The organism is Paracoccaceae bacterium (genome assembly GCA_033344815.1).
Classification (GTDB): Bacteria; Pseudomonadota; Alphaproteobacteria; order Rhodobacterales; family Rhodobacteraceae; genus Roseobacter.
Genome location: JAWPMR010000001.1, coordinates 4,227,412 through 4,239,500, shown reverse-complemented (window position 1 = coordinate 4,239,500; position 12,089 = coordinate 4,227,412). Strand labels below are relative to the sequence as shown.

At 54.8% G+C, this 12,089-nt stretch carries 9 protein-coding genes; 4 read left to right on the top strand and 5 right to left on the bottom strand.

The genetic code is table 11. From position 1 onward, the window contains the following. Positions 1–321 precede the first annotated feature (321 nt). The 4 genes from R8G34_19660 to R8G34_19645 are packed head-to-tail and all read right to left on the bottom strand — an operon-like array spanning position 322 to position 4,578. The gene (locus tag R8G34_19660; GenBank protein ID MDW3225072.1) at positions 322–1,362 is read right to left on the bottom strand and encodes a ring-opening amidohydrolase; all 1,041 of its coding nucleotides are present in this window, start codon (positions 1,360–1,362) and stop codon (positions 322–324) included. A gap of 3 nt (positions 1,363–1,365) precedes the next feature. After that, positions 1,366–2,760, bottom strand: a complete 1,395-nt coding sequence (locus R8G34_19655) for an amidohydrolase family protein (GenBank protein MDW3225071.1) — start codon at positions 2,758–2,760, stop codon at positions 1,366–1,368. 26 nt (positions 2,761–2,786) lie between these two features. Next, positions 2,787–3,746, bottom strand: coding sequence for an ABC transporter substrate-binding protein (locus tag R8G34_19650; protein ID MDW3225070.1), 960 nt, complete (start codon positions 3,744–3,746; stop codon positions 2,787–2,789). Positions 3,747–3,765: 19 nt separating this feature from the next. After that, complete coding sequence (locus R8G34_19645; protein ID MDW3225069.1) at positions 3,766–4,578, bottom strand: ABC transporter ATP-binding protein; 813 nt, start codon at positions 4,576–4,578, stop codon at positions 3,766–3,768. 278 nt (positions 4,579–4,856) lie between these two features. Here R8G34_19645 and R8G34_19640 point away from each other — a divergent pair, with 278 nt between their 5' ends. Next, entirely contained in the window at positions 4,857–5,615 is a 759-nt protein-coding gene (locus R8G34_19640) for an ABC transporter permease (protein ID MDW3225068.1), read from the top strand. A 783-nt stretch (positions 5,616–6,398) separates the two neighbouring features. On the opposite strand, the gene R8G34_19635 is transcribed toward R8G34_19640, so the two are convergent. Further along, the gene (locus R8G34_19635) at positions 6,399–6,773 is read right to left on the bottom strand and encodes a hypothetical protein (GenBank protein MDW3225067.1); all 375 of its coding nucleotides are present in this window, start codon (positions 6,771–6,773) and stop codon (positions 6,399–6,401) included. Between the two features lie 77 nt (positions 6,774–6,850). Between R8G34_19635 and R8G34_19630 the strand changes: the two genes are divergently transcribed. The 3 genes from R8G34_19630 (at position 6,851) to carB (ending at position 11,990) form a co-directional block, all read left to right on the top strand. Next, positions 6,851–7,609, top strand: a complete 759-nt coding sequence (locus R8G34_19630) for an alpha/beta fold hydrolase (protein ID MDW3225066.1) — start codon at positions 6,851–6,853, stop codon at positions 7,607–7,609. A gap of 182 nt (positions 7,610–7,791) precedes the next feature. Beyond that, a complete protein-coding gene (locus R8G34_19625) occupies positions 7,792–8,451 on the top strand; it encodes a PEP-CTERM sorting domain-containing protein (GenBank protein MDW3225065.1) in 660 nt (219 codons plus the stop codon). A gap of 182 nt (positions 8,452–8,633) precedes the next feature. Then, entirely contained in the window at positions 8,634–11,990 is a 3,357-nt protein-coding gene (carB, locus tag R8G34_19620; protein ID MDW3225064.1) for a carbamoyl-phosphate synthase large subunit, read from the top strand. Positions 11,991–12,089: the final 99 nt, after the last annotated feature.

Sequence of the window (12,089 nt, the reverse complement as noted above, 5' to 3'; positions counted from 1 at the left end):
GCTTTCATCCTGCCCAGCAACACGTTGTATGCACCACCAGAGGTGGTCTGATGATGACAGGCATCTCTTTAAAGAACAGTATCCTCCAACTTCTTGTCGAACCCCCTTGCGTAAACGATATCCGGGCGCGCATTTCCATGTCATGCTGACCATCGCCCTAAGTCACGGATCAAATGAAAATCAACGAATTGAACCTGTTGATCAACCCGGGACAGCAGATACCTCATGTGGATGAGAAAAGTGACATTCGCGCAAGGTGCAACAAACTAGTTCAATACATAACTGCATTTTTTTGGCTCCTTGGTTGCTTTGGGTGTGCAGCTAAAATCGCTCCGCAATCACCGCGACTGGGCCACCCCCATCCGGTCCCTGGTGTTCAGCTCCGCCCGAAATGAACAGGTCGGTGCGCCCCGTCAACCCGGCCAAAACGCCGCCTACAAAAGCACGCGCGTGACGCGTGGAGGAGATGTCACTGTCATCCAACATGGTGTGGCGGTGACCGCGCACGCGCCCTGATGTGGAGGCTTCAGCTTTGGCAAACACTGCCCGAAGCCTCGCATCCACGCCAACACCAAGTCGCGCCAGCGCCTCTGAGACCGACAGGCTGTCAATCGCGTCGTTCATGATCGCATGATCTACAACAAGCGGGCCAGACCACTTATTGCTCATACCGAGAACCAGGATTTCATGCCCCATTAATTCCACACCAGCAGAGGTGCTGGCGCGTCCGGACCAGACCGTCGTATCGTGGCCGATCCGTGTTGTTTGTGCGGTCTTCTCGTCGATCTCACCCAAAGCAAGAGCCACTCCAAGCGCCGAGGCCCCGCGCGACTGACCCATCGATTTCAATGTATCAGCAGTGACCACCGGCTCAGCGGATCTTGCGACACGATCAGCCGTCAAAAGGGGACATTTGACCTGGACAAAATGCACATCCTCAGGCGTGCTGATATCGGCCGCCTCGATCGCCTCCCTGACGGCGGCCGCCACGCATTCAATTTGCGCAAACGTCCCAATCTGATGTGGTGCGATATCTGGCGATATCTTCGCTCCGATGGCCATTGCGTGATCTGTCGTTGTCACTTCCAATACTTCAAACGTGACGATATGGGGCGACAATGCGCCTTCGGTGCCACCCGACATCACCATGCTCACACCTTCTGCCGCCTCCCCAAGTGTACGCTTGAAAGCCGAAACCGCAAAGGCACGGGTGAAGTCGTTGACGCAACCATTGCCTTCGGTCTTGCCGAGGATCGCAATCAGTTTGTCGGGTTGTAACTCCCCGTCAGCGATAAGAGCCTGAAGACCGGACACATCGTCCGGTCCTCTGGTTGGTATGACGTGGATGCGCGCGCGTGGCATGGGTCAGTCCTTTGGTCTGTAAAGGGTCGAGGGGCCGTGGCACCTTTGGATATCGGGCACCGAGGTGATTGTTTGAGCTGCGGCAAGACCAGCTTGGCGCAGCTCTTCGACATCCCAGCCTACAGGTTTCCCATGGGCCATGCAGAGTCGTCCGCCCACCACAACAGCATCAACCTGATCGCGATTGTAATAGCGTACGAGTTCCCACTCGAAGTCGTGGCTGGGCAAGCATTCAGGATGCATCATGTCGAGAACAAGAAAATCAGCGGCCATACCCTCCGCCAGCGGCCCGTGGTCGCCCGTGCCTCCTGTCGCGCGCGCTCCTTGAGTTGTTGCCGCATCGACCCACGTCCACGCGGCGCCACAAGAAAAGTCGGCCACAGGCAGCCCAGTAGCAATTCGCTGACAAGCCTCGGCGGCCATCAGGTTCTTGAACCCATCCGCGGAGGTCGTATCCGAGCCGATGCCGAACCGGATGCCTCTTTGGGCAAACCGCAAGGCGGGTGCGACGGCGTTGCCCTTCCAAACGCTGGCAAGCGGGTTGTAGCTAGTCGCAGTGTCAGTTTCGACAATCAGTTCGATTTCCGGTTCCGAAACCAAGGTCGTATGATGCAAAATCACATGCGGCCCCAGGACCTGATGCTTGTGCAATAGTTCAGTGGGGCGCTGCTTGTGGCGCAAGATGCATTCATGCACTTCAGGAAAATGTTCATTGGAATGGATCTGCAATAGTATGCCCTGTGACGCGCATAGCTCTGATAGCTGTGTCAGTGTCTCAGGCGTATTACCCATGAACGAGCTGCAACACACAGAAGGTTCAATCATCGCAAAACGGGCGCAGTCCTCGATATGGGAGAGAATGACATCTTCAATTTCGGCCCAACTGTTGTTGCCGTGACCTGTACCAATGTCTCCTGAAAACTCGTCAAGCCCGCAGGCCGACACCAGTCGAACGCCTGTTTCCTGCGCAGCGCGGTGGACGCCGGCGTTCTTGTCCAACCCATTTAGACCATAGTTCACAACCTTGGTGAATCCGCCCCGCATCGCTTCCCAAAACGCCCATTTGGCAGAAAGATAAGACTGCTCTTCGTCCATGTCGCGTTCCATCGGGTGCCAGATTCGCCGCCAGATTTGTGCAGGTTCTCCTCCGATTAAGGCTTTGCCGAATATCTGACCCACATGGGTATGCGCATCAACCATGCCTGGAATGATGGCGCGACCCGGAAGTGCCACTGCATCTTGAAAATCAGATGCCGGACCCACGCCCGTAATCCGACCACCTTCAAATCTGATCGCCCAGTCATGCCTGACGCCTCCCGGCGTCAGCAACACTTCCGGGGCAAAAGTCGCCTTATTGGCAAGCAGTTTTTCAAATTCCATATCGACGTCGGGCGGCACTGAATTAAGCCGCCCGCCTCCTATCGTTAATCCAGCGAAATTCGCGAAGCGTCGACCATCTCAAGCGGACCTGTGGCAAGATATTCCTTGATCGACTCTCTGGTCGGTTCGGCTTCAACCATACCTTTTTCGACCACCCAGTTGGCCTGCACCTCAAGAATATCCAAAAGGCCATTGGCCAAACCAATCTCATATTCGGCTTCCGCGAATTTTGTTTTGATCGTCCCCATCGACAGCAACCCTTCCGAGGCCGTCTCAAGCGCTGCCATGGCCCCGTCCGGGTTTGCCTTGATGAAGTCTTCCGCCTTGATCAATGCGCGCACAAAACCGGCCAGCTCCTCAGGACGGTCGTTCAACATTTCCGGCGTGGCAGATAATACGAACCAGGCGACATAGGCGTCACTCCGGAATTCTCGGTAATCATCACCCAGGGCCTTTTCTGCAGCTGGATAGAAATCCGGAAACATGATGCCTGCATCGATGTCACCGCGGGCCAAAGCCGGGACAATATCGGGGGGCGAGACGTTAATCACTTCAGCGTCCACGCCGAACTTCTCCAGCAACGCCTCGGTGAAGAACTCGGTGTTGGATCCTTTGGTTGTTCCGATCTTTTTGCCCATGAGGCTGGAGGGATCTTCGAACCCGATGGATCCTTTCGAAATCATACGGTTCGCCGTATACCGCGACAGCGTCGTGAACGTGCCAAAGGGCTGGTCACGCAAGGCGGCAATGGAGACCGGATATTCCGCCATAAAGGCCACATCCAGTTGCCCACCAATCAGGGCTTCCAAAGCCCTGCGACCAGAGGTGAATTTGACCGTCTCAAGGTTGATACCTTCCTCTGTGAAATACCCCTCGGACTGTGCAACGACGATAGGCAGGGTCTGCAAATTGGGCGCTGTGCCGATGGTGATGTCACCAGCAAAGCTTGTGCTCGCTACCGCGAGAAATGCCGAAGCCGCGCCAAAGATGGTCTTGATGAACATGTTTTCTCTCCTGTTTGGTTTAATCTTCGTGGCGTAACAAACCCAAAAGTTCGCTACGCTGTTTCAAGAACCCCTCGCTCATGCGATCAACTGGACGTGGACGCTCAAGAGCAACAGGGACTGTTTTGATTATCCGACCTGGGTCGTTTGCCATGACCTGGATGACATCCGCCAAACGCAACGCTTCATCAACGTCATGCGTGACGAACAACACGGTCTTGCGGCGGCGCATCCAAATTCCCGTGAGCAGTTCGTGCATACGCAGCCTGGTCTGGGCATCAAGTGCGCCAAAAGGTTCATCCATCAGCAAGACATCAGGGTCTGCCGCCAGCGTGCGCGCAATAGCAACCCGTTGCTTCATGCCCCCTGATAGCTGTCCGGGGAATTTGGCAGCGTGTTCGGACAGGCCAACTTCGCTCAGCGCGGCCAGCGCACGATCTTTGCGATCAGCCTTTGTGAGATCAAAACGTTTCAATGCAAATTCGACATTCCCAAGCGCCGAGAACCAGGGAAAAAGCGCGAAGTTCTGAAAAATGACGCCAACACTGGGATGCGGTCCCAAGACACGCCGCCCATCTACATGTACAGCACCTTCGGTGGGGTTGATGAATCCCGCCACCACATTCAACAGCGTCGATTTCCCACAGCCCGACGGCCCGATCAAAGCGGTGAATGTTCCAGCTTCGAGATCCAGATCCGTCGGCGACAGGGCGGTGGTTATCGATGCCCCTTGGCCAAAGATTACTGAAAGTCCGGCTATTCTGACGACACCTTTTGCGCCCACATCTGTGGGAAGGTTGTCGTGGTCTTTTTTTGGTACAATAGATGCCATGGGGCAACTTACTTTCGCCGGTCCGCACTGAGCCTAGACCGACACATGCTATGCACCTGCATGCTATTTTTGATGCGGATCGCTGCAAAAAATGCATCGGAAAAAATCTGCGCCCGGCATTGCAAAGCCTGCACTCAAAGGCCGTATCTTGAGAGGGTAGAACGCATAATAATGAGGCAGAAACACACTATTTTTCGACAAACGGCGCTTTGTTGACAGACAAAGAATATCTCGACTCAAATTTGGTTACGCTAAACAATTAGACATAGGAGCCAAAAATGCCGGAAAAAATACTCGATTATTTCAAACCGCTGCTGTCGATTCTTTTTGTGATCATGGTTTGGCAACTTGCGCATAGCCTCGGCTTCACCAATCGCAACCTGTTTCCCGGACCTTGGGACGTCGCAAAAGCGGCCGTCAAACTGTTTAACGACGGCGTGATGATCAAGGACCTGAAAACTTCCGTTTCGCGCGCGGCCGTCGGATTTTCAATGGGCGCGTCTTTGGGTATATTGGCTGGTATTCTCACGGCCCGTGTTACTCCCGTGCGCTTGGCGGTTTATCCTTTTTTCAACATTTTGCGACCTATTCCGGCCATCGCGTTGGTACCAATCGCGATTGTTTGGTTCGGCATTGGTGAGGAATCCAAGTATTTCGTGATTGCCTACACGGTGTTTCTTGCGGTCTGGCTGGCCACCCATCATGGGATGGAACACGTGCCCGAGACCTACATTCGCGCCTCTCGATCACTGGGCGCCCCTTGGTGGCGTGAGTTTTTTGAGGTCGTCGTACCGGCGGCGGCGCCGCATATTTTCGCGGGTCTTCGTTTCGGGGCAGCGCTGGCGTTTCTAAGTTTGGTCGCGGCTGAACTTACCGGTTCATCCGCTGGGATCGGTTATCGTTTGGAAGAGGCACGCCAGTATTTTCAAGTGGATCGCATGTTTGTAGGGTTGATCCAACTTGGCCTTTTAGGCGCCGCACTTGATGCATTTTTTGTCTTTGCGAGCAAACGCATTGTACATTGGGAAGCCACTTAGCCTTTGAAATCTCGCAATTTATCATCAGTGTTTGGAGATCTTCGCCGCTGGGGATTCCGACGATGACGCCTATTTCCCCGATGATTTGTCATAGGTCGAATAGTTTCCATGCAAGAAGAGCCATCTTGGGACTTAACGAAAGTGTGTCGTTTAACTATTCAGTTGTGCGCGCGCGACAATCTGGCCTCTGGGCAGATAAAGCCTTCGCGATGATCGGGCCTGCCAGCGTCCCAGTATCCACTCTGCTGCTTGATTTCGGGCTAGCTGGACCACGATCTGGCGTATCATTCGCTTCGGCACAAAAAGGATCGAGCATAGCGCAACGTTAGCATCATGGCCCAAAGACTCCGCGTGCATCTGCTTTGGGCAACCTCCACGCATTCACTTTGCCGCACTCGATAAATCGAAGTTGCCGGTTTTGGCAGGCGCATGAGGTGTGTTGGTGCAAAATGGTCGTCAAACGCCCGCTGTTAACAGGGGCAAGTGAAGATCATTCACGACAAAACGCCCCTCGGTCAAATCGCGCCAAGGATCCAAGTGCCTTAACTGCAGATACAGCCAAAAGACCGCAATAGCTTATTCATTGAGGACACTACGGTTACGAACTAAGAAAAGTAGGGATGACGCACGCCATTCAAAAAATTGCGCCGCGTCGAAAAGGTCTGACACCGAGAACAAGACCAAGAAGGCGTAAGCAAAACTGGTATGGCATTGCTGCGGGTCCGTCACTTTATCCGGAAGCGCCGGGCAATAGTGCGCGGGTCAGTCCGTCAACAAGCAGATTCAGATCGTACCGCGCATGCGCAGATATATCACGATTGCGGCAAACATCAGTATAAAATTAAACGCCAGCACGGCCAGAACCGAGATCACTCGCGCCCGTCTCGCATCGGAGCGATCTATTTTTGCCAGATATTCTGACACTTCGGTATACGCATGTTCGATTGCCGATACATCAAATTGCCGAGTGAGCTTAATGTTGCCCTGCAAATCCTGCGCCTGCGCAACCAAGGCCGCTTGGCCACGTAACCGCTTGGGCAAACGACGCCCTGCACGACGCAGACTTTGCTGCAACGTACGTCCTTTCACCCCAAGGTGTTTTTCCAAAGCGGACTGGAGGCTGAGTGCCTTGGTTTCGATATCAAGCGGGTCCTGCATCGCAAAATCCTAATCATCCATGCGCATCACATGCAATAGCGCTGGTGCGGATCATACAAATCCGCTAGCTCCTGCCCATGCTCAGTTATTCCGAATTCGGCGCGCCCGATGCGCCCCTCGTCCTGATCGTGCACGGCCTCTTTGGTTCCGGACGCAATTGGGGTGTGATTGCAAAACGGCTCTCTGATAGAGCGCGGGTGATTACCGTAGATCAACGCAACCATGGTCAAAGCGCGTGGACGAAGACCCATACCTACGCGGACATGGCAGAAGATCTCGCGCAGTTGATCTCACATCTGGGCGGCCCGGCCCATGTGGTGGGCCACTCGATGGGGGGCAAGGCCGCTATGGTTTTGGCAGTGCAGAACCCCGATTTGGTGCAGCGCCTCGTTGTGGGCGACATTGCGCCCGTGGCTTATACCCATAGCCAGATGCAATTTATCTCCGCCATGCGCGCCGTGGATTTGACAAAGCTGTCACGCAGGTCGGAGGCCGAGGCACAGCTTGGCGAAATGGGTGTCGAGCCTGCGTTGCAGAGCTTTTTCACGCAATCCCTGGATGTGCCCGGTAAACGTTGGCGCCTTAATCTGGATGTCCTTGCCTCTGAGATGGAGAGCATTCTGTCGTTCCCCAAACTGTCGGGCACCTTTGACAGACCGGCCCTGTTCCTGTCGGGTGCCAACTCCGACTATGTCACTTCAGATCATCGACCGGTGATCAAATCGCTGTTTCCGCAAGCGCATTTTGCAAAGCTGCCAAATGCGGGGCATTGGCTGCATGCTGAAAAGCCAAGGGAATTCGAAGCTGCAGTGAGAACCTATTTGAAACTGGCATAACACTTGCCCCATTGTTTCCAAAATCGTTACAGATACCGGAGTTGTAGGGCTTTGTTTCTTCAAGCCGACACCAGCCGGTAGAATTTACCAAGACTTGTGTGATTTCTTGCTTTTTCAGCGCATTATCCCGATGTGTACGGTGTGAGTTACGAGTTTCCCAATCAAAGAGAGTGGTGTTTGTTATGCGTGCATTGTTCATTTGGGTGCTATCTACTGCTTTGGGTCTGACCGTTGCGGTGGCAGCGTCATCGCTTGGATTCAGCGACATCACTGTCTCGGATCGCATGGCAAATGCGGGCAGAATTGACGTTCAGATTGATGCACCAGAAGTCTCGCTTGAGGCGTCTTCTTTTGACGCGGCTCCAGAGATTGCACCAAACTCGGATCCGGCGGAGCCTCCGGCCATAGCAGATATGCTGGAAAGCATACCAGATATGCCCCCCGCAGCACCGAGCCAAGATGAATTGATTGACGAAGGTCTGGCATTGATCAACACACCCAAAGGTGAGGACATACTGCGGGATGTGTTCAACTTTTACGGTGCGACCACGTTTTTGCAGTCAAACGTAAATGATCCGACTGCGCCGGGCCCATTAAGGCTCGTGTCCTCAACACCGTCTAATGGTTCGGGTGGTTCGGGAAGTGGTCAGACAGGCATGCGCGAAGCCGCACCGCTGCAAAGTATATTTTTCGCGGATGATGGAAATCAGGCTGGCAGTCCGGATGCGTCGCCCGGTTTGGGAACTATTGGCGTTGCCGCAGTTCCGGTTCCCACGTCGTTGCTCTTGTTCGGCACCGCCCTTGCTGGCTTCGGCGTCATACATCGCCGCAGAAAGCACTAGAAATCGATGATCGTATGCCCTTGTAGCCGGTGGCTTTGACGGGCCACCTTTTCACGCGCGCGAGCCTTCTCGACGGATATCATCGCGCAACAACCAATCGCCCCTTGCACGCGGCCCGCGCTTGCCTATAACGCAGGACAATTTGGACACACGAGGGTGTCTGGAAAACAAGGGGCCGGACCATGCCAAAAAGAACCGATATCAAATCGATTATGATCATTGGTGCGGGTCCTATTGTCATCGGCCAAGCCTGCGAATTTGACTATTCCGGCGCACAGGCCTGCAAAGCCCTCAAGGAAGAAGGGTACCGGGTCATTCTGGTAAACTCCAACCCAGCCACGATCATGACGGATCCCGGGCTCGCCGATGCAACTTACATCGAACCCATCACGCCAGACATGGTCGCCAAGATCATCGAAAAAGAACGTCCGGATGCGTTGTTGCCCACTATGGGTGGTCAAACCGGGCTGAACACGTCGCTGGCCCTCGAAGAGATGGGCGTTCTCGACAAATTCAACGTCGAAATGATCGGTGCAAAACGTGAGGCCATTGAAATGGCCGAAGATCGTAAACTTTTCCGCGAAGCGATGGATCGCTTGGGAATTGAAAATCCCAAAGCAACGATTGTTACAGCGCCAAGAGTGAACGGTAAGAAAGACCTCGCTGCCGGGGTCGCCATCGCTCTGGAAGCACTTGAGGAGGTTGGCCTGCCGGCAATCATCCGTCCCGCTTTTACCATGGGTGGCACGGGTGGCGGCGTCGCTTACAACCGTGATGATTATGAGGCAATCTGCCGGTCGGGCATGGATGCGTCGCCGGTCGGGCAAATCCTGGTGGATGAAAGCCTGCTGGGGTGGAAAGAGTTCGAAATGGAGGTCGTGCGCGATACCGCCGACAACGCCATTATCGTCTGTTCCATTGAGAATGTGGATCCGATGGGCGTGCATACCGGGGATTCAATCACAGTGGCCCCTGCCCTGACGCTGACCGACAAAGAATATCAGATCATGCGCAACCATTCCATCGCCGTACTGCGCGAAATTGGTGTGGAAACGGGCGGGTCAAACGTACAATGGGCGATCAACCCGATTGATGGTCGCATGGTCGTGATTGAGATGAACCCGCGGGTATCCCGTTCCTCTGCATTGGCCTCCAAGGCGACAGGTTTCCCGATCGCAAAGATTGCCGCCAAATTGGCCGTCGGCTTTACATTGGATGAGTTGGACAATGACATCACGAAGGTGACGCCCGCATCTTTCGAGCCGACAATTGATTATGTGGTCACGAAAATCCCCAAATTCGCATTTGAAAAATTCCCGGGTTCTGAACCAAACCTGACGACGGCAATGAAGTCGGTGGGCGAAGCGATGGCCATCGGGCGTACCATCCATGAAAGCCTCCAAAAAGCTTTGGCCTCCATGGAATCCGGCCTGACCGGATTTGATGAGCTCGACATCCCCGGCGTTGGCGTGCCCCACTGGGGAACAGAAGGCGCAGACCGCGCCGCCATCATCAAAGCGATCAGCCAGCAAACGCCTGACCGCATGCGCACCATTGCTCAGGCGATGCGCCACGGGATGAGCGATGACGAAATCCACGGCGTTACGCTGTTTGATCCATGGTTCCTTGCCCGCATCCGCGAAATCATTGAAGCGGAACGCGCGTTGCGGTCCGAGGGTTTGCCAGAAACGGAACAGGCGATCCGCCATCTCAAAATGATGGGCTTTACCGACGCCCGTTTGGGCGTTTTGACAGGACGGGATGAGAATGATGTGCGTAAAGCACGCCGAAACCTTGGCGTCACCGCCGTTTTCAAACGCATCGATACCTGTGCCGCCGAATTCGAAGCACAAACACCTTATATGTATTCCACCTATGAAACCCCGGTTTTTGGCGAAGTGGAATGTGAAGCGCGTCCTTCTGATCGCAAAAAAGTCGTCATTCTGGGCGGGGGACCAAACAGAATTGGGCAAGGGATCGAATTCGATTATTGCTGCTGTCACGCCTGCTATGCGCTGACGGACGCGGGCTATGAAACCATCATGGTCAATTGCAATCCGGAAACCGTGTCGACAGATTACGACACCTCGGACCGCTTGTACTTCGAACCGCTGACCTTCGAACACGTGATGGAAATCCTGCGTATCGAGCAGGAAAATGGCACGTTGCATGGCGTGATTGTTCAGTTCGGGGGTCAGACCCCGCTCAAAATCGCCGCCGCCCTGCACGCGGAAGGTGTGCCGATCCTGGGCACCACCCCCGACGCAATTGACCTTGCCGAAGATCGCGAACGGTTTCAGCAACTGGTGCAATCCCTTGGCCTGAAACAACCGCACAACGGCATTGCCCATTCCGACGTCGAAGCCCTTGAAATTGCGAAAGACATCGGATTTCCACTGGTCATTCGCCCCTCATATGTTCTGGGCGGGCGCGCGATGGAGATCGTACGCGATCAAGCCTCATTGGAGCGCTACATCACCACCGCCGTTGTGGTTTCAGGAGACAGCCCGGTATTGCTGGACAGCTACCTTTCCGGGGCTGTGGAACTGGATGTGGATGCATTGTGCGACGGCAAGGATGTGCATGTTGCAGGCATCATGCAGCACATTGAAGAGGCTGGTGTGCATTCTGGCGACAGCGCTTGTTCCCTGCCCCCCTACTCGCTGACCCGTGACATTATCGATGCGGTTGAGACACAAACGCGCGCCTTGGCTCTGGCCCTGAATGTGGTCGGTTTGATGAACATCCAGTTCGCGATCAAGGATGGCGATATCTATCTTATCGAGGTCAATCCGCGCGCCTCGCGCACCGTTCCCTTTGTGGCCAAGGCCACGGATTCAGCCATTGCATCTATTGCGGCCCGGATCATGGCGGGCGAACCTCTCAGCAACTTCCCGAAACGTGCGCCCTACGATTCCAATGCGGCCTATGCAGATGTCCTGCCTTTAGGCGACCCAATGACGCTTGCCGACCCCAACATGCCATGGTTCTCTGTCAAAGAGGCGGTGCTGCCCTTTGCGCGGTTCCCCGGTGTGGACACACTTCTGGGGCCTGAAATGCGCTCCACGGGAGAGGTAATGGGATGGGATCGCGACTTCCCACGCGCCTTTCTGAAGGCGCAAATGGGCGCTGGGACGATACTTCCCTCCGAGGGCTGCGCGTTCTTGTCGATCAAGGATGCCGATAAAACCGACGACCTATTGTCGGCCGCGCGGATATTGCTGGATCAGGGTTTCACGCTGGTAGCGACCCGCGGCACGGCGTCCTGGCTTGTCCAGCATGGTCTTGACTGCGGTGTGGTCAACAAGGTCTATGAAGGGCGACCCGACGTGACCGACATGATGAAGGACGAAGCGGTTCATCTGGTCATGAACACCACTGAAGGCGCACAGGCGGTTGAGGACAGCAAGTCCATCCGCTCTATCGCACTATATGACAAAATACCCTACTTCACGACTGCCGCTGGTAGTTATGCGGCTGCTCTTGCGATCCGGGCGCAAGCGGATGGGGATGTTGGTGTGAAGGCCTTGCAGGGGTAAGGCATCCTGTCGGTTTCGCCAAAGACTTGAAGAAACAAGTTGTCCAATGCTGAATGTTCGCAGCGTCACCGACTTGGAAACGGATCTTTAGAGCCGGGT

What these genes read in the sequence shown, in the direction of transcription:
- R8G34_19660 (MDW3225072.1), bottom strand. Translation starts at nt 1,362, where the DNA reads ATGCCACGCGCGCGCATCCACGTCATACCAACCAGAGGACCGGACGAT.
- R8G34_19650 (MDW3225070.1), bottom strand. Translation starts at nt 3,746, where the DNA reads ATGTTCATCAAGACCATCTTTGGCGCGGCTTCGGCATTTCTCGCGGTA.
- R8G34_19645 (MDW3225069.1), bottom strand. Translation starts at nt 4,578, where the DNA reads ATGGCATCTATTGTACCAAAAAAAGACCACGACAACCTTCCCACAGAT.
- R8G34_19640 (MDW3225068.1), top strand. Translation starts at nt 4,857, where the DNA reads ATGCCGGAAAAAATACTCGATTATTTCAAACCGCTGCTGTCGATTCTT.
- R8G34_19635 (MDW3225067.1), bottom strand. Translation starts at nt 6,773, where the DNA reads ATGCAGGACCCGCTTGATATCGAAACCAAGGCACTCAGCCTCCAGTCC.
- R8G34_19630 (MDW3225066.1), top strand. Translation starts at nt 6,851, where the DNA reads ATGCTCAGTTATTCCGAATTCGGCGCGCCCGATGCGCCCCTCGTCCTG.
- R8G34_19625 (MDW3225065.1), top strand. Translation starts at nt 7,792, where the DNA reads ATGCGTGCATTGTTCATTTGGGTGCTATCTACTGCTTTGGGTCTGACC.
- carB (MDW3225064.1), top strand. Translation starts at nt 8,634, where the DNA reads ATGCCAAAAAGAACCGATATCAAATCGATTATGATCATTGGTGCGGGT.